Origin of the sequence: Maribellus comscasis (assembly GCF_009762775.1) — a bacterium.
Lineage (GTDB): Bacteria > Bacteroidota > Bacteroidia > Bacteroidales > Prolixibacteraceae > Draconibacterium > Draconibacterium comscasis.
The window spans coordinates 675981-701093 of record NZ_CP046401.1; the positions used below are offsets into that span (position 1 = coordinate 675981).

General features: G+C 40.2%; 11 protein-coding genes. All 11 read left to right on the forward strand.

The features are described from left to right. The 11 genes from GM418_RS02740 to rho all read left to right on the forward strand — a co-directional run bounded on the left by GM418_RS02740 (window position 1) and on the right by rho (window position 24937). On the forward strand, window positions 1-3225 hold the full coding sequence (locus GM418_RS02740) for a SusC/RagA family TonB-linked outer membrane protein (RefSeq protein ID WP_158862908.1): 3225 nt from the start codon (window positions 1-3) through the stop codon (window positions 3223-3225). 16 nt (window positions 3226-3241) lie between these two features. After that, complete coding sequence (locus GM418_RS02745; RefSeq protein WP_158862910.1) at window positions 3242-4675, forward strand: RagB/SusD family nutrient uptake outer membrane protein; 1434 nt, start codon at window positions 3242-3244, stop codon at window positions 4673-4675. Window positions 4676-4731: 56 nt separating this feature from the next. Continuing rightward, on the forward strand, window positions 4732-7452 hold the full coding sequence (locus tag GM418_RS02750) for a family 78 glycoside hydrolase catalytic domain (protein ID WP_158862912.1): 2721 nt from the start codon (window positions 4732-4734) through the stop codon (window positions 7450-7452). Window positions 7453-7498: 46 nt separating this feature from the next. Further along, complete coding sequence (locus GM418_RS02755) at window positions 7499-10537, forward strand: glycosyl hydrolase (RefSeq protein ID WP_158862914.1); 3039 nt, start codon at window positions 7499-7501, stop codon at window positions 10535-10537. 24 nt (window positions 10538-10561) lie between these two features. After that, complete coding sequence (locus tag GM418_RS02765; protein WP_246222811.1) at window positions 10562-11935, forward strand: sulfatase; 1374 nt, start codon at window positions 10562-10564, stop codon at window positions 11933-11935. A 41-nt stretch (window positions 11936-11976) separates the two neighbouring features. Beyond that, window positions 11977-14964 carry a glycosyl hydrolase gene (locus GM418_RS02770; RefSeq protein ID WP_158862920.1) on the forward strand — a complete coding sequence of 996 codons (2988 nt, stop codon included), beginning with the start codon at window positions 11977-11979 and terminating at the stop codon, window positions 14962-14964. Window position 14965: 1 nt separating this feature from the next. Next, window positions 14966-16924, forward strand: coding sequence for a sialate O-acetylesterase (locus GM418_RS02775; protein WP_158862922.1), 1959 nt, complete (start codon window positions 14966-14968; stop codon window positions 16922-16924). Between the two features lie 70 nt (window positions 16925-16994). After that, window positions 16995-19907 (forward strand): FAD-binding and (Fe-S)-binding domain-containing protein, encoded by a 2913-nt coding sequence (locus tag GM418_RS02780; RefSeq protein WP_158862924.1) that lies wholly within the window; start codon window positions 16995-16997, stop codon window positions 19905-19907. Window positions 19908-19985: 78 nt separating this feature from the next. Then, window positions 19986-20579, forward strand: a complete 594-nt coding sequence (locus GM418_RS02785) for a class I SAM-dependent methyltransferase (RefSeq protein WP_158862926.1) — start codon at window positions 19986-19988, stop codon at window positions 20577-20579. A 34-nt stretch (window positions 20580-20613) separates the two neighbouring features. Next, window positions 20614-22761 carry a carbohydrate binding family 9 domain-containing protein gene (locus GM418_RS02790; RefSeq protein WP_158862928.1) on the forward strand — a complete coding sequence of 716 codons (2148 nt, stop codon included), beginning with the start codon at window positions 20614-20616 and terminating at the stop codon, window positions 22759-22761. A 361-nt stretch (window positions 22762-23122) separates the two neighbouring features. Beyond that, the gene (gene rho / locus GM418_RS02795; RefSeq protein WP_158862930.1) at window positions 23123-24937 is read left to right on the forward strand and encodes a transcription termination factor Rho; all 1815 of its coding nucleotides are present in this window, start codon (window positions 23123-23125) and stop codon (window positions 24935-24937) included. The last annotated feature ends 176 nt before the right edge of the window (window positions 24938-25113 follow it).

Sequence of the window (25113 nt, forward strand, 5' to 3'; positions counted from 1 at the left end):
ATGAAAATCTATCTAAACTATTTGAACAAAAAAAAGGATTACAGCCTTTTGAGAGGAATTTTTCTCCTTTCTTTGGTGTTTTGTATTTCTTTTGCTGCCAACGCCAATTTTTCCGCAAAGGCACCGCAGCAGCCTATTGTGGTTGCCGGACAGGTAAAAAGTGCTGACGGGATAACACTTCCCGGTGTAAATGTGCTGGTAAAAGGTACCAATAGCGGAGTTATTACTGACGCCGACGGAAATTACTCCGTCGAAATTGCGAATCCCAACGCTGTACTGGTTTTTAGCTTTATCGGTTATCAAACTAAAGAGGTGGAAATAAATTCGCAAACCTCAATAAACGTGACACTTGATGAAGACGTAAAAAGCTTGGATGAAGTTATCGTTGTTGGTTACGGAACACAACGAAAGAAAGACCTTACCGGCTCAATATCAAGAGTGAAGGGAGATGAGATGATTCTGCCTTCCACATCGACTTTTGACCAGATGCTCCAGGGAAAAGTTGCCGGTGTCCAGATTACACAAACGACCGGTGCTCCCGGAGGAAATGTAAACATCCTTGTTCGTGGTGTAAGTTCCATCACCGGTGGAAATCAACCTTTATATGTTATCGACGGATTTCCCGTAAACATCGGCGAAGGTAGTTCTAACTTGCTTGGTTTTGGCGGTTCAAATTATTCCGCCTCCAATATGGCAGGGAGTACTACTGACCGAATTAATCCGTTAACATCGATAAATCCTTCTGATATAGAATCTATCGAGATCCTGAAAGATGCCTCTGCGACGGCAATTTATGGTTCCAGAGGAGCCAACGGCGTTGTTATCATTACGACAAAAAGAGGAAGTATGGGCAAATCACAGTTTAATGTTGATGTTTCATACGGTATCCAGGAGGTAGCACACAAACTGGACATGATGAATTCTCAGGAATATGCAGAATTCGTTGCCGAAGGCAGGGATAATGCATGGGTTTATGCCGGAGGGGATGCTAACGATCCAAACAGTGCAAGACCTCAGTCCTATAAAGTTCCGGAAGAATTTCGCACTCCTTCTTCAATAGCAACAAATACCGATTGGCAGGATGTGATTTTCCGCGTTGCTCCGGTACAGAACTATCAGCTTTCTTCCAGTGGAGGAACTGAAAAGCTCAAATATCTTGTTTCAGGCGGTTATTTTCACCAGGAAGGAATTGTTCTTACCTCTGATTACAAACGTTTTAATATCCGCACAAATTTAGACGCTCAGGTTCTTAAAAATCTGAAAATAGGTTCAACCATATCCGGGTCGTACGGATACGGAACTTTCCCAAATACCGAGGGACACTATGGGCAAAGCGGTGTTATTATGATGGCTCTGGCGGCTTCACCTACAATTCCGGTGTATGCAGAAGACGGTAGCCCATATTTCAGTGCAGACGACGTTTCCTATGGTCTGGGATGGCTGGTAAACCCCTTAACTGTTTTAAATAAAGATAATTATTCTGATGAACGTACAAAAGCCAACGCTATGATCAACAATTATCTTGAATACAAAATTCTAGATGGTCTAACGTTCAAAAGTACCGTCGGCATCAACTACAACGCAGGTACGATTAAACTCTGGCGTTCATCTGCTATTCCTTTGTATACAACACTCAATTATCCTTCATCCGCCGGCGTTACAAAAACCGACAACATCGAATGGTTAAATGAAAATACCATAAATTATAAGCGTGTTTTTAAAGAAAAACACTCATTTGATGCGTTAGTGGGATTCACTGCTCAAAAAAGCACCTACAACCGTCTCTCTGCCGGTGCAACTGATTTTCCAACAGATTATGTGACCTACATTTCGGCAGGGACAGTAAACTCCGGCACACAAATAAAAGCAGAATGGGCGATGTTATCCATGATTTCCAGGATAAATTATTCCTACGCGGGCAAATACCTGCTCACCGCAACTGTTCGAAGAGATGGAAGTTCCAGATTTGGATCAAACAACAAATGGGGTACTTTCCCTTCATTTTCAGCAGGATATAACGTTTCAGAGGAATCTTTTATGAAATCTGTCGAGAACTTAAGCAACCTAAAACTCAGGTTTAGTTATGGTGTTTCAGGAAACAATCAAATCGGGAACTATGCAACTATCGGCTTACTTAGCTCGTCAGATTATGTTGACGGAGACAGCAAAATCTCTGGCTTACGTCCCAGCTCCCTGTCCAACGACGACCTGACCTGGGAAAAATCACGCCAAATCGACCTCGGATTGGATTTGGGACTCTTTGATGACAGAATATCACTTATTGCTGACGTGTATAAAAACAAAAAAACAGACCTGTTATTGGCCGTTGAATTACCCGCAGCATCCGGTTATTCAAGCTCTACTCAAAATGTTGGTGACATTGAGAATAAAGGAATTGAACTGGCACTTGAAACCATACCTGTAAAAAGCAAAAATTTCAACTGGACAAGTAACTTTACCTTTAGTGCCAATAAAAATAAAGTACTAAAACTGGCAACTGAAGGAGCGAGAATCAGTAATAACTCATACCAGGTAACCGAGGTTGGTTCACCCATTTCCAGTTTTTTTATGCTTAATGCAATTGGAGTTTTTCAAAGCGAAGAGGAAATTGCAAACAGTGCGCTTCAGCATGCCAATGTACAACCCGGTGATTTAAAATTTGAGGACTTCAACGGCGATGGAAACATTACTTCTGCCGACCAGAAAATTGTTGGGAACCCGTGGCCTGACTTCACATGGGGATTTAACAACAAATTTTTGTATCGCAACTTCTCATTGAGTATCGCTTTAAATGGCTCAAATGGTGCCGATACTTATTTAATGAATAACGCCATGATGAACAGTGCTGGTGTACAAAACCAATTGGCAAGTATACACCGTTGGAGATCGGAAAGCGACCCGGGAGATGGAAGGACACCAAGGGCAATTCGCAGTAATTATGCATATTCTTTAAGCACCTCTTCCTACTATCTTCACGATGCTTCTTATGTCAGGATAAAAAATATTAATCTATCCTACACATTCCCAAGTGAATTATTAAACAGAATATCCATAAGCAACCTGACCGTATATGCTGATGTTGCAAATGTTTACACATTTACTGACTATCCGGGTTACGATCCAGATGCGAGCAGTTCCGGGAATAACATCACCAGCTCGGGACTCGACTACGGTACGTTCCCATTGGCGAGAACATACACATTGGGCATTAAACTTTCATTCTAAATTAGAATTTATAAAAATGAAAAAAATAGTTTATATAATATCAATCATTCTGGTGAGTTTGACTTCTTGCAAAGATTTTCTCTCCTTATCACCAGAATATCAAATCAACGAAATCAACTATTATCAGTCGGAAGGCGATTATGAAACAGCGGTTATAGGAATATATAATTTGTTACAGGGGCTGCATAATTTAACAATTATGTATCCGGCAGAACTGTTAACCGATAATACCGAAATTAACTCTTATACATGGGGTTCGGTTGTTGCTGAATTTGATGAAGCCGAAGTAACATCGGCAAATAGTACTATTAATAGTATCTGGACAAGTTGTTTTACGGCAATAGCCTATTCAAACAATATATTGTCAAGAATTGACGATATTGAGATGAGTGAGTCCAAACAGAACCAGTTTCAAGGGGAAGCATTGTTTTTAAGGGCATATTGCTATTTCTACCTGGTACGCCTTTATGGTGATGTGCCTGTCGTTAATGTTGCGTTTAGAAGCCCCGACGAGATTTCATCTTTCGACATGTCACGTCAGCCCGTTAGTGCAATTTATACGGTAATAAAAGACGATTTGACCAATGCAGCGACCTTGCTGGACGGGATTGAGCTCTCAAGAGGAAGGGCGTCTAAAGGAGCAGCAAAAACCTTACTCGGAAAAGTTTACCTCACATTAAATGAATATGAAAATGCTGCCGGAATTTTAAAAGAAGTTATTGATATGAATGCCTACAGTTTGGTTGACGACTATGGAAGCCTTTTTGACGGAACAAATGAAGAATCTGATGAATCCATCTTTGAAATAGGATACCTTTCAGGCGATCTTGGAGAGGGAAATTCTTTTTCTTCAAGCTACACCCCTGGATTATTCAACATGGCCATATTTCCAAATAATATGAATGGAAATGGATACATGTGTCCCACTCAGGACTTATTCGACTCCTATGAAGAAGGAGACGAAAGAAAAACTGCTTCTGTGATTGATTCTGTGCTTTTAACGGATGGAACCTACGAATACACGCTTTGCGGATTAAAATTTGTCGATTTCTCAACCGGAACATCAGGTGACGGTGGCGTTAATTATACAGCTTTGCGCTATGCCGACGTCTTGCTGATGTATGCCGAAGCGTTGAATGAAAGTAATCAAACCTCTGACGCACTGCCTTACCTCAATGAAGTCAGGGAACGAGCAGGTTTAGAAGATCTTTCCGGGCTCTCAAAAGAGGAATTCTTTTTGGCTATGGAAAAAGAACGCCGTGTCGAATTTTTCCATGAAGGACACCGCTGGTTTGATTTGCTAAGAACTGACCGTGCAAAAGCAGTCTTAAATGCCTATTTCGAAAGTACAGGAAGTAGTTACTCTTTGGATGACTATGAACTTTTAATGCCAATACCAGATGATGAACTAGAGATTAGTCCGGAATTGGAACAAAACGATGGTTATTAATTAAAATCAAAAAGGCTCGAAGCATAAAAATTCTGCTTCGAGCCATATACCACAAAATGAAGAGGATTTTTTTGCTTTTTATAATCGCAATTCTTAGTCTGTCGTGCGCAGTAAAGAAATATGACAGTAGTATAACAGTTACTGGCTTGCGCTGCGATTACTTTGAAAATCCTCTGGGAATTGACAACCGAAATCCAAAATTAAGTTGGATAATTAAATCAACAAAGAAAAATCAAAAACAGACAGCTTACCAAATTCAGGTTGCCAGCAGCCCGAAACTTTTAATTAATGAAAAAGGCGATATTTGGGATACAGGAAAAGTAAAATCAGATCAGTCTTGCCAGATTATCTATCAGGGAAAACCACTTCAATCAACAAAAAAATATTACTGGAAAGTACGCATTTGGGATAAAAAGAATCACTGCTCAGAATGGAGTACTCCTGCGATCTGGGAAATGGGTTTATTGGAACCGGAACAATGGAAAGCCCAATGGATTGGGTTGAACACCGAGGCTGCTCCTTTATTCAGAAAGGAAATAAACATATCCCAAAAACTGCAAAAAGCCCGGGTATATATTAGCGGGCTTGGATTTTACGAATTAAGTATCAACGGCCGTAAAATTGGCGACCATGTGCTTGACCCCGGACAAACCGATTATGAGCAAAGAACATTTTATGTTGTTTACGACGTCACACAACAATTAAAACAAGGGAAAAACGCATTTGGAATAATGTTAGGCAACGGATGGTACAACCAAAACATTGTAAACAGTGCCAGATATGGTTGGGGAGATGCAGTGTATGGAGAACCAAGGTTGCTGTTTCAAATGCAACTCACCTTTGACGATGGCAGTGAAAAGACCATTATTTCCGACGATACATGGAAAGCATCTTCCGGTCCGGTAACCTCCAACAATCTTTACGCTGGAGAACGGTACGATGCCAGACTGGAACAACCCGGGTGGAACACTTCAGGATTTAATGATAGTGACTGGAATAAAGTCAATCTGGCTAAAACTCCCGGAGGCAAACTCGAATGTCAAAACATTCCCCCGATAAAAAAGATGGACACCATTGCACCTGTAAATATTACAAACCCTAAAGCAGGCGTGTACATTTACGATATGGGACAAAATTTTGCAGGATGGGCAGAACTAAGCATCAATGCGAAAAAAGGAACAAAAATACAATTGCGTTTTGCAGAAAGTCTTGATGAAAGCGGCTTGCTGGATCCGGCAAGTACAGGTGTGTATGCAACCGGAGTTGTTCAAACAGATAGTTATATCTGCAAAGGAAACGGAACAGAAATTTGGGAACCCCGCTTTACTTATCATGGCTTTCGCTATGTGGAAATGACCGGATTTCCAGGTACTCCAACCAAAGACAATCTTAAGAGAATTGTTGTGCACTCTTCGCTGCAAGAGGCGGGGAAATTCATCTGTTCCGATGAGCGATTGAACCGTCTGCACCAAACTGCCTTATGGACAGAAAAAAGCAACCTACACAGCATTCCCACTGATTGTCCGCACCGTGAAAGATGCGGCTGGCTCGGCGATGCTTTTCTTACTTCCGACATGACAATGTACAATTTTGATGCAGCTACCTTTTGGTCGAAATTTCTCGACGACATTGAGACTTCACGCAGAGGCGGAATTCCGGATAATATTGTACCGGGAAGAAGAAGCGGAGGCAAAAATCCTGATTGGGGAGCAGCCTATATCCAGTTAACCTGGAATATGTTTCTGTATTATGGCGATAAATCAGTGATTTCAAAACATTACGACGGAATGACATTTTTTATAAATCATCTGCAACAAACAGCTAAAGAAAATATAATTTACAACGGGATTGGCAGCCTGTTTTCTCCCAACCGGATAACACCACAAGAAACCCCCATCGCATTTACGTCAACCATGCTCTACTATTTCTGCGCTGATGTGATGTCCCAAATGTCAAAAGCCATTGAAAAAGACAGTGAAGCTGAGAAATTTGCTTTACTGGCGACGCAAATAAAAAACTCATTTAACAACAAATTTTATAATAAAGAGAAAAAAACATACGTAGGACAGGAAAAAAATGTTTTGGCTCTCGCATTCAATCTAGTACCGCAAGAAGACAAACAAGCTGTCGCCAATAATTTGAACAAAGACATTATCGAAAATGAGAATTATCATGTGTCCACCGGCATATTTGGGAGCAGATATATTTATGAAATTTTAGCACAATTTGGATTTGAAGAAACAGTCAAAAAAATATTACATTCCGACACTTTCCCCAGCTACGGATATTTATTTTCGCGGGGAGCAACCACATTCTGGGAAAATTGGGGTGAATTAAAATTTGAAGACAGACCGGGAATAAATGGTGACGAGCGTTCAAAAAACCACCCATTTCAGGGAGGTTTTGACGCGTGGTTTTACAATGGAGTTGCAGGAATTAAACCCGACCCTGAGAATCCCGGATTCAAACACATCATCTTCCACCCCCAGTTAACGAACATTTTAGATTCCGCTAAAGCAACCTACTACTCCATACATGGACCGATTTCCAGCAGTTGGCAGAACACAGGCAACGAATTTAAATGGTTCGTTTCTGTTCCGGCAAATACAACGGCAACGATATGCATTCCTGCTGACAAACAAGATTTAATTTTCAAAAACGGAAAGCCTATAAAAGAACTGAAACAGCTCCAAAACGAAACCCATTTTTGCGCTTACGAATTGGGGGCTGGCGAATATTCATTTAAAGTAAAGAAGAATTCTTATACCAAAAAATAAAATAATTTATACATTCATAAATCTGAACAACTAAAACTAACAAACCATGAAACAAAAGGTACGTCATCTGAAACTTTTCAGTACTAATTTAAAAGTCTATTTCATCGGAATAATTCTGGCCATATTAACCTGTTATGGCTGCGCAAATAAGGAGAAGAAGTCTTCTGAAGGAACACAGGCGATAAACATTTCTCAAAACGACTTTCATTCCGTTCCTGCGGAATTCAAACCCTGGGTTTATTATTGGTGGCTTAAAGGAAATGTAACCGAAGAACAGATTACGCATGATTTGGAAGAGATGCAAAAAAAAGGCATTGGAGGATTTTTGCTGTTCGATTCCCGAGGTTATTGGGATTCTTACGATGGGAGGACAGGGCACATTCCGGTTCCGCTCCACATAAAATATGAATTTATGAGTCCAGAATGGCGCGAAATGGTTAAATACACCATGCAGGAAGCCAACCGACTGGGACTCAAAATGAGCATCAACATTGCCAATACAGGCGGTTCTCTTCGTGGTCCCTGGGACATGAAAGAAGACGGCCCGAAACAGTTGATCTGGACTTCAAAAACCGTTTCCGGTTCAAGCAAAATATCACTTCCCATAGAAATTCCTTCCGACCAAAAATATTTTCAGGATGTTGCATTGATGGCCGTAAAAATAAAATCAAATGGGAAACCTTCTAATAAAAGCGGGGATCTAAATACAAACTGGAAAACCGTATCTACACCATCTGAAGATGCACCGGTTGCAGGCGAAATGATTAATCTTGCTGAAAAAATCGACAATGGCACTCTGCAATGGGATGCTCCCGAAGGGGAATGGCAAATCTTACGTTTTGGATTCCATGTTATCGGAGAAGAAGGCAGTGTAGATATTTTAAATACCGAGGCCGTAACAAAATATTTTCATTTAATGGGTTCTGAAATTCTGAAAGATGCGGGTCCGCTGGCAGGAGTCACTTTAACCCATTTTTACAATGTAAGCTGGGAGGGCGGAGAGCCTGACTGGAGTGTAAATTTCGAAAACGATTTTAAAAAATACCGTGGCTACGACATCCAACAATACATGCCCATCCTGGCCGGAATGTCGTCGGAAGACAATAAGGTAAACGAGCGTTTTATGCGCGATTATTTAACAACTGTTAGCGACTGTTTTAAACACAATTGTTATGAAACCATTGGAGAACTTTGTCATGCACAAGGAATGGAATGGCATTCTGAAGATGGCGGTCCATGGCCTCGCGAAGCTCCGATGTTTAAAGAAGCCGACCAATTAACATTCTGGGGCAGAAATGATATGGCTCAGGGTGAATTCTGGTGTTCCGGCACCGATGATTTACATACAAAATCGAATGTTCGATATACCGCAATGGCAGGACATATTTATGAACATCCGCTGATTGCAGTTGAAGCTTTTACCCACATGGGGCGGCACTGGACCAAATACCCGGCCTATTTAAAACCCTTTGCCGATGTTAATTTAATCGATGGGGCAAACTTTTTTATCTGGCATACATTCACAGCTTCGCCATTGGAAGTTGGGAAACCCGGTTATGAATATTTTGCCGGCACACACATCAACACAAACATTACCTGGTGGAACGAAGCCAGCAGTATTTTCGATTATCTTGGAAGATGCCAGTATATGCTCCGCAAAGGGAATTTTGTTGCTGATGTATGTTGTTATGTCAGCGATAAAAACTATGTAAGATGGGGACGGGGCGAAAAATGGAACCCAAACTCATCGCTTGCTCCGGTGGAAGGTTTCACCTATGATCTTTTAAGTTCTGAGGTACTTGTTAACCGCTTATCGGTGAAAGATGGCCGACTTGTACTTCCAGACGGAATGAGTTATAAAATGCTGGTTATCGATCTCGAAGAACCCGAAATTCCTGTTCCTGTTCTGAAAAAAATTGATGAACTGATAAACGAAGGGGCAACCATTGTTCTGGGAGAAACAAAACCGCAAAATGCGCCCGGCATCTACAACTATCCCGAAAGCGACAAGGAAATCAGCGACATCGCCGATAAACTTTGGATACCAACGTCCGGGCAAATACAGGTTCGTAAAATGGGAAAAGGGAAAGTTTATACCGGAACAAACATGGAAGAGATACTGAAAGGCAACCAAATCCTTCCTGACTTTGAAGGGCCGTTCGAGTATATTCACCGGGCAGGAGGCAATCTCGACATTTATTTTGTTTCCGGTGAAGGAAAAGCCGGGTGTACTTTTCGTGTAAAAGATAAAAAACCAGAGATTTGGAATCCTCTAAGCACTGAAGTTACTGAAGCTGCCAGCTACAAATCAACAGACGATGGCAGAACAAGCATCGTAATTGATCTTCCCAAAAATGGTTCTGCGTTTATCGTATTCAGGGAAGAGGCAGAAAAGAATCATTTTGTTTCCATTGAAGGTCCGGAATATCCGGAAACGAAGGAGAAAAAAGAAGGGTCTTCTCAATTTGTATTCTGGAAAAACGGTGATTACAACTTTACAACAGCTAATGGAAATACAAAAAATATAACGGCAACGGTTCCTCTTTCTGCTGAAATATCAGGAGCATGGAATGTAACATTTAATCCGGCAACCGAAGCTTTACCTTTTGAAGCTGAATTTTCTAAACTTACGCTTTGGAATGAAAATACCGATGCCGCAATAAAATATTTTTCAGGGACAGCTGCATACACAAATGCTTTTACTTTAACTGCGGAGCAGGCAGGAAGTCCTGCCCTTTTACAATTGGGAGAAGTCCACGATATCGCGCACGTATGGATTAATGAAAAAGATATAGGAATCGTTTGGACTGCTCCGTGGTCGGTTGATCTTACCGGAGTGCTAAACGAAGGTCAAAACCAAATCAAAATTGAAGTTACCAACTGCTGGGCAAACCGATTGATTGGCGATGCCGGGCTGCCGGAAAGTCAATGGACAACCAAAACCAACGTTCGCCGCGTTCCGGATCGCTCTGAATATAAAGCCGGCCACCAGGCATTTTCTGCAAAAGATGAACTTATGACTTCTGGTTTAGTAGGCCCCGTAGCAATTGTGTTTGGAAAGGAAGAATCCGTTGCATTAAAATAATTCATTTTTAGAGCTTGCCCTGTCATGAAAAAGCTAAAGCTGATAATTGCCATTTTTGTTTTTTTCCCTTTGCTACTCCAAGCACAGGAAAGACCCAATATTATCTTTATACTGGCCGACGATCTTGGATACATAGATTTAGGTTGCTATGGTAATCCGTTTAATGAAACACCTGTTTTAGATCAACTTGCCAAAAACGGCATGTCATTCACACAAGCTTACGCCCATCCGGCCTGTAGTCCTTCAAGAGCTGCTCTCATGACGGGTAAACATCCGGCCAGGTTACAAATCACCACAGCTTTGGGTCTTGACAGACAAGAGCCAAATTCTCCTGTAGTTGTGCCCAAAACGGTAGAAAACCTCCCCTCTTCCGAAATAACATTGGCTGAAATTTTAAAAAGAAACGGGTACAATACCGGCATGGTTGGAAAGTGGCATTTGGGGGATACGGATAAAACAGGAGCTTTTGCCCAGGGATTCGATTACAACAGGGTTATTAGTAAAAATGCACTGGATTATTACAATTACGGAATATCAAGTAACGGAAAAACTATTTTTGAAGACAACGGTTCGGAATACCTCACGGATAAACTTACCGACTATGCTGTTGAATTTATCCAAACACAGCAAAAAGAACATCCTTTCTTTTTGTATCTCGCATACTCTGCTCCTCATCTTTTAATCATTCCGAAAGCAGAAAAAGTGAGCAAGTACATGTGGAAATACAACAAGTTTGAGGGAAAATATAACCCGTATTATGCCACAATGGTTGAAAGTTTGGATGATGGGATTGGAAAGATCATTAAAGAACTGGAACGCCTAAAACTGGACGAAAATACCTTGATAATTTTTATGTCAGACAATGGCGGTATCGGAATGGATCAAATAGCCTACCGCCCGACAACGATGGAACCATTACGAAAATGGAAAGGCCATGTGTACGAAGGAGGTATCCGCGTTCCGTTAATTATGTTCTGGAAAAATAAAATAAAAGCGGATTCAAAAAATGAAAACTATGTCATTATCCAGGATTTTGTACCCACCATTATGGAGCTAATTGGAGATAAAGCGATTCCTTCCAACGTAGATGGGAAAAGTATTCTTTCCACAATGTACAATCCGGCTGCCAAATTTGAAAGAGGTCCTGTTTATTTTCATTTTCCTCATTTTAGCGGACAAGGCGGAAGACCGGCCGGGGCCGTGCGTGATGGAGCATGGAAACTGGTAGAAAATTATGAAACGGGAGAAACAGAACTTTTCAATTTAGACGAAGATATTTCGGAAAGCAATGATTTTAAATCTGAAAACCCCAAAAAGGCAAAAGAGCTTTTCAGTATGCTAAAAAAATGGCAAAATGAAATTGACGCAAAAATGCCCGTAAAAAAAGACAAGCAATAAGTCTTAAAACCATATCGATAATTTAAAACGAATACCTCATTATGAAAATATATTTTGTAACAATAATAGTCCTCTTCATTGGATTTGCCGGTGTACCGGCAAATGGACAAAACAGTGACGACTACCAAAATATTAAAAATAGTTTTCTCAATCCGCCACAGTCGGCTCGTCCAAAAGTATACTGGTGGTGTCTTAACGGAAACATTGATACCGTGCGCGCCAAACAAGAACTCCATGCGATGAAAGATGCCGGAATTGCAGGTTTTGATTTCTTTGAAATTGGTGTTCCGCCTTCAGATACGATGATTCCGGGAGGACCGGCATTTATGAGCGACCAATCTCTTCAGTTAATAAAATTTGCGGTGGATGAAGCCGGGAAACTCGGATTAACAGTTGGATTAAACCTGGCCAGCAGCTGGAATGCGGGAGGAAACTGGGTAAAACCTGAACATGGAGGAAAATCGCTGTATTCCTCAAAAATCAGTATAAAAGGAAACGCTCAAGCTCAAAAAATAAAACTTCCCTTTCCTGAAATTTCATTTCCCAAAGAATCACTTATTGGAGGGAACGGCGAGACGTTGATACCATTCAGCAAAAATGGCAGGCCTGAATATTACGAAGAAATAGCTGTCCTTGCCATTCCTTCCGCAATTGAAGAAGGCAAACTCGACACAGCAAATATTATTGATCTTACCCGGTTTTTCAATCCTGAAACAGACGAGCTTAATTGGAAAGCTCCGGCAGGAGACTGGGAAATATGCCGATATGTTTGTTCCAATTCAGGCCAGCAGGTAGTTCGTCCCAGCCCGTTTTCTGCGGGTTTAACCATCGACCATTTCGACTCCACAGCCGTGGAAACACACCTCATGTATATTATCAACCGGCTGCTGCCTGTTCTAGGAGACTTCCGAAAAACAGCGTTAAAAAGCTTCTACCTTGCCAGTTACGAAGCCCGAGGTTTTGTATGGACGTCAACATTACCAGAGGAATTTAAAAAAGTAAACGGTTATGACATTAGAAAATTTATTCCGTCGCTTTTTGAGCCTGAACGATTTAAAAACGAAACCGCCGAAAAAATCCAGACTGATTTCAAAAAAACGTTGTCAGAATTAATGATCAATAATTTGTATAAAAAATCAAAAGAAGTTTGTAACCGTTACGGTTTAAAAATAAACAGCGAGGCGGGCGGCCCTGGCTATCCGCTTTATAACGGGCCTGCCGAACCGTTAAAGGCACAAGGCTCAATTGATATTCCCCGCGGTGAATTCTGGGTTAATCATTCGCGTTTTTACAAGGATGGAAATGATAGTATTGATATTCTCCGTGTCGTTAAAGAAGCGGCAGCGGCGTCACATATTTATGAAAAAGGGATTGTGGAAGAAGAAGCATTTACCTCGTTTATGCATTGGCAGGAAGGTCCGTTTGACATGAAACCCTTTGGCGACCGGGCATTTTGTGAGGGAATGAACCGCGTTGTTTTTCACGGTTTCAGCCACAACATCAGCAATTCAGGTTTCCCCGGATATGTATATCATGCAGGAACGCATTTTAACGACAAGCGGGTTTGGTGGCCAAAAGCAAAACCTTTTATCGATTATGTTTCAAGAGTTTCTGCCGTTTTTCAGGAAACGAATTTTAAGGCCGACGTACTTTGGTATTACGGAGATAAAGTACCGAATTCTGCGACGCCTAAAAACACCCATTTTAAGGTAGGCCCGGGCTACGATTATGAAGTTATTAATACGGAAATTCTACTTGACAAACTTTCGGTAAAAAATGGGAAACTGATTTTATCCAATGGCGCTGAATTTAGCTTGCTGGTGTTGGAAGATGAAGGAAATATAAATTCAAAAGTGCTTAAAAAACTGGAAGAACTGGTAAAACAAGGAGCCGTAATTATCGGCGAGAAACCCGAAAAAGTGGATGATGTTGTCGCAAAAACTGCCAGAAAGAAGTTGCTTAACAATTTATGGAGTAACGCATCAGGCCTTTCAGAAAATAAACTGCCTTCAAAAGGAAAAATATATTCAGGAATTTCTCCGCTTAAAATGTTACAAACTCTGAATGTTCAGCCCGATATTGATTATTCAGAAAATAACTCAGGGGCGATCGATTTTATTCATTTCAGCAAAAACGACCTTGATTTTTATTTTATCCGAAATACACAAAATGAATGGCTTTCCCGCAATATAAAATTCAGACAGCAGAATAAATCGCCTGAAATCTGGAATCCGGTTTCCGGCGAAATTTTCCCGGCGTCTATTTTTAACCGTTCAGAAGAATATGTAAATCTTCCGCTAACTCTCCCTCCTTACGGAGCTTGTTTTGTCGTTTTCAAAAAATCTTCTCTTCCACCAAAATTCACAGCGATTTCAGGAACAACTCCTCCGCTTTTCGAATACACATCCGAAGGAATTAACTTTTTACAGGAAGGAACTTTTTCATTGGAAGGTTCAGTACAATCGCTTTCTGTTCAGAATAAAATTGAAACAAATACAATAGACGGCCCCTGGAATGTTGAGTTTGCCAAAGATTGGGGAGCACCGGAAAAAACCACGTTTCCGAAACTCATTTCATGGACTGAATCGCCGATTGAAGGAATAAAATATTATTCGGGAACAGCGACCTACAAAAAAACATTTGAACACGAGGCTAAAACAAAAAAGGGCAATGAAAGTATCTATCTCTACTTGGGTGAAATATCAAAAGTAGCAGACGTTTGGTTAAATGGGATACACCTTGGAATTAGCTGGGCAAAACCTTATCGTTTCGAGGTGACAAACATTATCAAACAAGGAGAAAACACAATTACCATAGAAGTAGCCAACGTGTGGTCGAACCGATTAACAGGCGATGCTATTACCGGACAAAAATTCACAAATACCAGCATTCGAACAACCATTGTGCCGGCCAAAACGATGGAATCCGGCGACCAAAAACGTTATCCATGGGCTGAAGTACCTCTTATTAAATCGGGGCTGCTGGGACCCGTGACCATTCAAACCTTTCATCCGGTAACCATAAATTAAAATGAAACGACTTTTTATAATAGCAACTGTCCCATTACTGCTTATCTTCTATTCGAGTAGTTTTGCAGAGATTAAACCGGCCCGTATTTTTTCTGACAATATGGTTCTTCAGCGGGAAATTAAAATCCCGGTTTGGGGAACGGCAATTCCAAATGAAAAAATCACCGTCTTTTTTAAGGAAAAATCTGTCTCTGGAACGGCAAATGCTTCAGGGAAATGGAAGGTCTTTCTCCCTGAATTTGAAGCAGGTGGCCCTTATTGTTTAAAAATAAAAGGGAAATCCGACAGCATCGTCTTTAATAATGTACTTGTGGGCGATGTCTGGTTTGCTTCCGGCCAGTCAAATATGACTCATCCGGTTCAGGGTTGGGAGTGGATTCCGCACTCCGCTATTGAAAATTATAAGGATGAACTTCAGGACACCAACTATCCTGAAGTCAGGCTTTTTAATGTGCCCAAATTCCCTTCTCCTGTAGAACAGGAAGATTTAATCTCAGGAGAATGGCAAACAGCAAGTTCGAATTCAGTGGAAGGCTTTTCTGCCATTGGATGGTTTTTTGCAAAAAAATTAAATACAGATCTAAACATCCCAATTGGAATTATCCATGCTTCCTGGGGCGGAACACCCATTCGCACCTGGCTCGACAGGCCATCACTTGAACTGTTCAGCGATTCAATAAATCTTCCTCCGCGTCCTCAAAATTTTGAAAAAGATGAATGGAAAGAAACGGCGTTTGCATCCATTAAACAACAGAGGATTCGCCGCAATCAAATTAGTTACCCGCCGAAAGAACTGACAGAACAAATTACTGCTGACAATTACGACGATACGAATTGGAGTGAGACTGATTTTCCATTCGAAAAGGACAGCAATGTTGTTTGGTTTCGCAAAAAAATAAATATACCGGTGAAATACCGTAATCAAACGCTTCATCTGTCGTTGGGATTCCTGAATCGTCAAAGCCAGGTATTTTTGAACGGTGTTGAACTCGGCTATTTTCAATATCCAAAACCGGTAACAACCGAAATCCCGCCCAACATTTTAAAACAAGGCGAAAATATACTGACCATTCGGCTGGCGCAACCTTTTGGTTCGGCTCAAACACTTGGGGGAAAAGACGATTTTTTCATCGCAACCAGAGGTAATGCTTTCCACATCGATATTTCTAAAAAATGGAAAATGAACGCGCAACTTGAAACTGTAAATCCCCCTGAAAAAAGTTTTCAGAGTAACCCTGCATTTCTTTTCAACGGTATGGTGGCTCCGGTAATTCCTTTCGGAATAAAAGGTTTTATCTGGTACCAGGGAGAATCAGACGCAGGCAGGCCATTTCTATATGAAAAAATGTTCAACCAATTAATCACAGTTTGGAGACGACATTGGCTACTTGGAGATTTACCTTTCTTATTTTTCCAAATCTCAAATACCGAACTCTCCCACCATTTTGAAGTTTTTGACGATTCTCGTTGCCTTATTCGGATAACACAACAAAATGCACTGAAACTCCCCAATACAGGAATGGTAGTTTGTTTGGATATTGGCGACCCTTACGATGTTCATGCAAAAAGCAAAAAAGATTTTGCAGAAAGACTGGCACTGCAGGCTGAAGATAAAGTTTACAAAATGAAGGTCATTTCTGACGGGCCAGAGGCGGAATCGTATATCGTAAAAAACAATACAATAGAGGTAAACTTTAAAACGAAAGAAAACTTACTCGTAATTCCGAATGACAAACTCAATGGTTTTGAAATTGCCGGTGCTGACATGCAATATCACCCGGCAAAAATTAAAATAGAAGGCACTCACCTTATTATTTCCTCACCACAAGTAAAAAAACCTGTAGTTGCGAGATATGCGTGGGAAAATAATCCGAGATGTACGCTCTACAATTCTGCCGGCTTACCGGCAGCACCTTTTAGTACAATATTCTTGGAAAATGAAAACAATATTTATAAATGAAAACAACAATCCTTTTTCCTTGTAACAAAGCTGCCAATCATCTATTTTTGCAAATCAAAATACAATAGATATGCAACCCGATTTTAATCAGCTTAAATCCCAACTCGATGGCGACCTTTTTTTCGATAATGTGCAACGTGTTTTGTATTCAACCGACGCGTCGCAATACAAGGAAATGCCGCTGGCAGTAACCCGTCCGAAGAACAAGGAGGACATCAAAAAAATTATTGCTTTTGCACGTGAAAACGAAACGTCGGTTATTCCACGCGGGGCAGGAACTTCGTTGGCAGGCCAGGTCGTTGGCCCCGGGATTGTGGTTGACATGTCGAAATATATGAATAACATCCTTGAATTCAACGAGGAAGAGAAATATGTAATTGTTCAACCCGGCGTTGTTTTAGCTGAATTGAACCTGTTTCTTTCAAAATACGGAATGCAGTTTGGACCGGAAACCTCAACTGCCAACCGCTGTGTTATTGGAGGAATGCTGGGAAATAATTCCTGCGGCTTACATTCGCTGGTTTACGGAAGCGTTCGCGAACACATTTTGGAAGTGGATGCCGTTCTTTCAGATGGCTCAGAAACAACATTTAACTCCCTCACAAAAGAAGAATTTCAACAAAAATTAAATGGAAATCCGAACAAACTGGAAAAAGCCATTTATCAAAACATCAATGAAATTCTTTCCAGTCAGGAAAATCAAAAAGAAATCCACGAAAAATTTCCGGATCCAAAACTCACCCGTAGAAACATGGGATATGCAATCGATGTTTTGCTTGATTCTGAAATTTATACTGAAGGCGGAGCTCCGTTCAATTTCTGCAAACTCTTGGCAGGTTCAGAAGGAACGCTGGCTTTTTCAACACAAATAAAATTAAATGTCATCCCTCTCCCACCCAAATTTAAAGGTTTGGTTTGCGCCCATTTCGAAACGCTGGAAGAATCGTTGTTAGGAAACCTGGTGGCATTAAAACACAATCCGAATGCGATTGAATTAATGGACGACACAGTAATGCAGGCCGCAAAAGAAAATATTGAACAACGCAAAAACCGCTTTTTTGTAAAAGGAGAACCAGGGGCGCTGTTAATGATTGAGTTTGCTTTCGAAACAGAAAAAGAACTTACCGACACGGCAGCTGCTTTAGAAAAAGATTTCAGGGAAGCTGGTTTGGGTTATCATTTTCCCTTGGTTACCGGAGCCGATAAAATAAAACGGGTTTGGTCGCTTCGCACTGCCGGACTTGGACTGCTGGCCAACATTCCCGGCGACAGGAAAGGTGTTCCGGGAATTGAAGATACAGCTGTTGCTCCGGAGTATTTACCGGATTATGTTGCCGACATCAAAAAAGTTTTGGAAAAGCTAGGCTTGTCAAGCGTGTATTATGCGCACATTGCCACCGGTGAAATCCATTTTCGACCTTTAATTAATTTTAAAGAAAAAGGCGACGTCGAACTTTTTGACACTTTGATGACCGATGTTGCAAAACTGGTAAAAAAATACCGCGGTTCAATGAGTGGTGAACACGGCGATGGGCGAGCTCGCGGGAAATTTATTCCGTTTATGTTGGGTGAAAAAAATTATGAGCTAGTAAAAGAGGTTAAAAAAACCTGGGATCCTGAAAATATTTTGAACCCCGGCAAAATTGTTGACACACCTCCGATTACGGAGAGCCTGCGTGTAATTCCGGGAAAAGAAACGCCCGAATACAATACGGTATTTGATTTTAGCAACTACCGCGGTTATTTCAGAAGTATTGAAAAATGTAACGGAACCGGCGATTGCCGCAAAAGCGAAGTAATTGGCGGAACGATGTGCCCGACGTTTATGGCTACGCGCGACGAAGATAAATCGACTCGCGGACGGGCAAATATTTTACGCGAATTTCTATACAACAATCAAAAAGAAAAAGTTTTCGACCACAAGGAAATTTACGATATTCTGGATTTATGTATTTCATGTAAAGCGTGTAAAGCTGAATGTCCGTCGAATGTTGACATGGCCAAGCTGAAAGCGGAATTCATGCAACAATATTACGATATTCACAGTGTGCCAATGCGCTCAAAACTGATTGCATATTTACCTCGCTTGTATCGTTTAGCAGTTGTTTTCCGTCCTATTTCAAATGTACTGACCAATACTTCTGTTTTCAAAAAAACAGTGGGTTTTGCGCCAAAAAGAAGTATTCCGCAACTGTCAAAAATTACCTTGAGCCGCTGGATTGCAAACGGGGTTCCTTCCGCAGAAAAAAGCAAAGGGAAAGTATATTTATTTAACGATGAATTTACGAACTACAACGAGAGTGACATTGGGATAAAAGCCATTCTGCTGCTTACAAAATTGGGATACGATGTAAAAATTCCGGTCCACAAAGAAAGTGGAAGAACCTTCCTTTCAAAAGGATTGATTCGCACATCGAAAAAAATTGCAACTGAAAATGTTTCGCTTTTAAAAGACATTATTTCGGAAGAAACGCCGTTGATAGGAATTGAACCGTCAGCTATTTTAGCTTTCCGCGACGAATATCCAGAATTGGTTGACACTGAATTACAAACAGCTGCAAAAAAATTAGGCGACAACGCGTTGCTTTTTGAAGAATTTGTTGCCAAAGAAATGGAAAAAGGAAATATCTCTGCTTCCGATTTTACCAGTGAAGAAAAGCATATTTTACTTCATGGCCATTGCCAGCAAAAATCTGTTGCAAGCACAGAGCCAACAAGAATAATGCTTTCCTTACCGGCGAATTATTCAGTAAAAGAGATTCCTTCCGGTTGTTGTGGAATGGCGGGTTCGTTTGGGTACGAGAAAGAACACTACGAACTTTCACAAAAAATCGGAGAAATGGTACTTTTCCCAACCGTTCGGGAAGCCGATGAAGAAACGATTATTTCTGCGCCCGGAACTTCCTGTCGCCACCAGATAAAAGATGGAACGGGCAGAATTGCCAAACATCCGGTGGTAGTTTTGTATGAGGCGCTGAATTAAAATTCGAAAATATCAATTCGGGAAATTGTCTTGAACTTCTGCTTTTTATTTTTGTTCACTTCGAAAAACATAAAAACAATGAATAATTTTTGGAACGAACGATATTCAGCAGAAGAATACGCATACGGAACAGAGCCAAACGATTTTTTAAAAGAACAACTGGAGAAGCTAACTCCCGGAAAAATTTTGTTTCCCGGTGAAGGAGAAGGTAGAAATGCAGTATTTGCAGCAAAGAAAGGTTGGGAAGTAAGCGCATTCGATAGCAGTAGCGAAGGAAAAAGAAAAGCGGATAAGTTGGCGAAAAAAAACAAAGTGAAAATCGACTATCAGGTTCAGGATTACGATTTAGCAAATTTCAAGCCGGAGACTTACGATGTAATTGCGTTGATATACACGCACATGAATCCTGAAAAAAGAAAAGAATACCACCAAAAATTGATTACATTTTTAAAACCCGGTGGGATTTTAATTCTGGAAGGATTTTCAAAAAAACAAATTGAAAACAACACCGGCGGCCCCAGGAATATTGGGATGTTATTCTCGAAGGAAGAACTGGAAAATGATTTCTGCTCCTTACAAAAACTCACAACAAAAGAAATGGATATTTATTTTAAGGAAGGTATTTTTCATGATGGAAATGCATCAGTCATTCGTATTTTTGGAATGAAATAGTTATTTTCGGCATTCTAACACTTACAACTAAACCTTGAAAAAAATAATATTAACAACTTCGGTCATTGTTTTTACCCTAAACACCTTATTAGCACAAAAAGTTATAAAAGCCATTCGCATTGAAACTCCGCCGGAAATTGACGGTTTTGTAAACGAAGAGGTCTGGAATCAGGCTTTTGCAGTTGATGAATTTTATCAAAGAGAGCCAAACGAAGGAGAAGCTGTAACCGAAAAAACAATTTTTTATACCTGTTACGATGAAAACAACATTTATTTTGCGGTAAAATGCTGGGACGATCCGGATAAAATTACAGCCAAAGAAATGGCACGTGATGTAAGTCTGGGAAATGATGACCGTATTCAGATTATCCTGGACACATATCTCGACCGCAGAAACGGCTATTGGTTTCAAGTTGGGCCGCGAGGCTCGATTGGAGATGCCATTGTAAGTGAAAATGGAGCAGCATTTAACAAGCAGTGGGATGGTTTATGGGAAGGCAAAGCGAAAATTCTGGATTACGGCTGGGAAGCAGAGCTTGCTATCCCGTTTAAAACCCTCGGGTTCGACAAAAATAACACACAATGGGGAATTAAATTTATTCGAAACATCGTAAACAAACTGGAAACCGACTACTGGCCGGAAGCAAATCTCAATACACATAAATTTCAAGTCTCAGATGCAGGCATTTTAGATGGCCTGGAGAATATTACACAGGGAATTGGCCTTGATATTTCACCCTATATTGTTACAGGCCTAGACACAAAAAAAGGAGAAAAAAGTGATCCAAAACTTACTGGTGGTGTTGACCTTTTTTACCAGATTACACCAAGCTTAAAATCATCATTAACCATTAATACCGATTTTGCTGAAACCGAAGTTGACGACCGCCAGATCAATCTTACGCGTTTTAGCCTTCACTTTCCTGAAAAAAGGGATTTCTTCCTGGACGGAGCCAATTATTTTCAATTTGGTATTGAAGGCGATCGGGAAAGCCCCGTGGCACAAAAGATTATTCCTTTCTTTTCGCGCCGGATGGGTTTGGATGAAAATGGTTCGCCAATTCCCATTAATGTAGGAGCAAAACTTACAGGACAGGTCGACAACTGGAACATTGGGCTGATGCATATTAATGATGACAGGGAAACCGGAACAAACAATTTTTCGGTTGCTCGTGTCACACGAAATTTAGGAAAACAGTCGTCGGTAGGAGTTATTGGAACCTATGGTAATTCTATGGGAGGGGAAACCAATCTTCTTACAGGAGCCGACCTCAAACTGTCGACATCCACTTTTCAGGGAAATAAAAATGTTTCCTTTTTTCTTTTTGGATTGAAATCAAACACCAAGGATGTGGAAGATGCAGATGCAACCTGGGGGGCACAATTTGTTTATCCCAACGACCTGATTAAAACCAGGTTGGGATACCACGAAATTGGCAAAAACTTTATAGCGGGTATGGGATTTATACCGCGTACCAATATCAGAGAAACATATGGAGAACTTGAAATAGGGCCGCGCCCCAACAAATGGGGAATTATGCAAATTCAGTTTGGAGGCGAATTTAGCTACATCACAAATCTTGAAACCAATGACCCTGAAACAAGGGAATTCAAAATTAAACCTTTAGGGCTTCGCTTTCTTTCCGGTGAAGAACTCAGCTATTCACTGATTAATCAGTACGAGATGCTTACTGAAGATTTTAATATTTTTGAAGATTTTGTGATTCCACAGGGAAATTATGAATGGTGGTACCATATTTTTGAATTGGAAACCAAAGGAGCCAGAAATATCTGGGGAGAAGCCAGCTATGGTTTTGGCGACTTTTACACGGGCTACAGAAAAGATATCGTTTTAGAAGCGAACTGGAAAGTTGCTGTGCCCTTTTTTGTTGGTGGAGCAATTACCAGAAACGACGTTGATTTGCCGGATGGAAATTTCACTGCCAACATATACCAGGTAAATGCCAATATTTTATTTAGCCCCGACATTACTTTATATAACTATCTCCAGTATGATAATGCCAGTAAAAGCATCGGATGGCAATCCCGTTTTCAATGGATTTTAAAGCCGGGAAACGAGATTATCCTGGCCTGGAATTCAAATTTTTTAAAACCTGCTGAGAAATTTTTTATGGACGAAAGCGCAATTCGCTTAAAATTGAAGTACAATATTCGATTTTAAACTATATATTTGCTGAAGTTTTTATATTTCACCTGTTAGATATAACAGACTCGAAAGAACAAAAATCAAAACTTGGAAAAATAATCAATTACAACTTTATTTGGACAATAACGTATACAAGGGTTACTTAGCCTCATGGAACGCACTTTTTATAAGACGTAAGAACAATAATAGACTAACAGACGTTAAAATAGAAAGTTTTAAAGGAAAATTTATTAAAAAGAGAATTTAATTCTTGGTAAGTAGGTGGTAATTATTTATACTTGCACCCGAATTTCAAGGAATTCTCGTCCCCGCGTCATTTGTTCCAGATAATTTATCAACAATTTAGTTCACTAAAGGGAATAATTAAGTTTTAACAATGTACGATATTTTAGAATTAAACAAGAAACTCGTTCCAGAGTTACGTGAGATCGCGAAAGAACTCAATATTAAAAGAGTGGAATCTTACAAAAAACAGGATCTGGTATACAAAATACTGGACACACAAGCTATACAGGAGGCAGAGAAAAAAGAACAAAAGTCTTCAGGTAAAAGCCAAAACAAAGAAGAAAAATCAATAAAAAACATTTTGCGGAAGAAGCCTGAAAATAAGGAAGAAAAAGACTCGGCGCCAAAAGAAAATCAAAGAGGGAAACGCCCTCGCCGCGAAAGAGTTGAACCGGTTGTAAAGCATGAAAAAGTAGCTCATGCTAAAAAGAAACAGGAGAAAAAAGATCCACAGGTTCAATCCAGACAGGATCAAATAAAAGCGATAATTAAAGGTTTTAACCGTGAAAAAGGCCCTTCCAGCGACGTTGAACAGGAAAAAAAGGTCGAACAACCACAGCAGCAAAAACCACAACAGCCCAAACAGCAGGAACAAAAACCTGAGGAGAAAAAATTCGAGGTAAAAGTTCAGAAAGACACAAATAAAAAAGAAGAACCTCAAAAACAGCAACAGAAAACAAACGAGGCGAAATCAAAATCACAAGATCAATCCAAACAACAAAAACCTGAGAAAAAACAAAATAACGGTCATAACAACAGCTACCATAAAAATAAAGCCTACGAATTTGAAGGTATTGTTACAAACACCGGTGTTTTGGAGATTCTTCAGGATGGCTATGGTTTTTTACGGTCTTCAGATTATAACTATTTGAATTCGCCTGATGACATTTATGTATCCCAGTCACAAATCAAACTGTTTGGATTAAAAACAGGCGACACGGTAAAAGGTACTATTCGTCCTCCCAAGGAAGGAGAAAAATATTTTCCATTAATAAAAGTTTTGGAAATTAACGGAAGAAGTCCGGGCTATATCCGCGACAGAGTGCCCTTTGACCATCTTACTCCACTTTTCCCTGATGAAAAATTTGAACTGACAGGAAACGGTCATGACAATATTTCAACCCGAATTGTCGACATGTTTGCTCCAATTGGGAAAGGACAACGTGGACTAATTGTTGCTCAGCCCAAAACTGGTAAAACTGTTCTTTTAAAGGAAATTGCCAATGCAATTGCAGCCAATCATCCCGAAGTTTATATGATTGTTTTGCTTATTGATGAACGTCCGGAAGAAGTTACAGATATGGCACGAAGCGTAAATGCCGAAGTAATCTCTTCAACATTTGATGAGCCTGCAGATAAACACGTAAAAGTGGCCAATATCGTTCTTGAGAAAGCAAAAAGGATGGTTGAATGCGGACATGATGTTGTAATTCTTCTCGACTCAATTACTCGTTTGGCCCGTGCTTATAATACAGTACAACCAGCCTCGGGAAAAGTACTTTCGGGAGGTGTGGATGCCAATGCTTTGCATAAGCCGAAGCGTTTCTTTGGTGCAGCAAGAAATATCGAAGAAGGTGGTTCATTAACCATTTTGTCTACTGCTCTTACTGAAACCGGTTCAAAAATGGATGATGTTATTTTTGAAGAATTTAAAGGAACCGGTAATATGGAGTTGCAACTTGACAGGAAACTTTCGAACAAACGAATTTTCCCTTCTGTGGATATTCCAACATCCAGCACACGAAGAGAAGATCTATTGTTCCAAAAACATGTATTAGACAAACTTTGGATATTGCGTAATTATCTTGGAGATATGAATTCACTGGAAGCCATGGAATTTATGAAAACCAGATTAATGCGTGCAAAATCAGTTGAGGAGTTTTTAGCTTCAATGAACGACGGATAAAAAATAAAAATTAAAAAAAATTAAAAAAAGCAGGTTAATTTAATCTGCTTTTTTATTTTCTCAAAAATTGAAAATTAAATTTAACTAAAGCTTGAAAGTATTCTCAATTTAATTATTCGACTTTACTAAAAATACTCATATCTTACCCTCTATTGTATTGCTTATAAAAACTAAAA

Bases quoted from the DNA above. Each gene is read 5' to 3' on its own strand.
- GM418_RS02775 (WP_158862922.1), top strand. From the start codon at position 14,966: ATGAAACGACTTTTTATAATAGCAACTGTCCCATTACTGCTTATCTTC.
- GM418_RS02770 (WP_158862920.1), top strand. From the start codon at position 11,977: ATGAAAATATATTTTGTAACAATAATAGTCCTCTTCATTGGATTTGCC.
- GM418_RS02765 (WP_246222811.1), top strand. From the start codon at position 10,562: ATGAAAAAGCTAAAGCTGATAATTGCCATTTTTGTTTTTTTCCCTTTG.
- GM418_RS02745 (WP_158862910.1), top strand. From the start codon at position 3,242: ATGAAAAAAATAGTTTATATAATATCAATCATTCTGGTGAGTTTGACT.
- GM418_RS02780 (WP_158862924.1), top strand. From the start codon at position 16,995: ATGCAACCCGATTTTAATCAGCTTAAATCCCAACTCGATGGCGACCTT.
- GM418_RS02740 (WP_158862908.1), top strand. From the start codon at position 1: ATGAAAATCTATCTAAACTATTTGAACAAAAAAAAGGATTACAGCCTT.
- GM418_RS02755 (WP_158862914.1), top strand. From the start codon at position 7,499: ATGAAACAAAAGGTACGTCATCTGAAACTTTTCAGTACTAATTTAAAA.
- GM418_RS02750 (WP_158862912.1), top strand. From the start codon at position 4,732: ATGAAGAGGATTTTTTTGCTTTTTATAATCGCAATTCTTAGTCTGTCG.
- GM418_RS02785 (WP_158862926.1), top strand. From the start codon at position 19,986: ATGAATAATTTTTGGAACGAACGATATTCAGCAGAAGAATACGCATAC.
- rho (WP_158862930.1), top strand. From the start codon at position 23,123: ATGTACGATATTTTAGAATTAAACAAGAAACTCGTTCCAGAGTTACGT.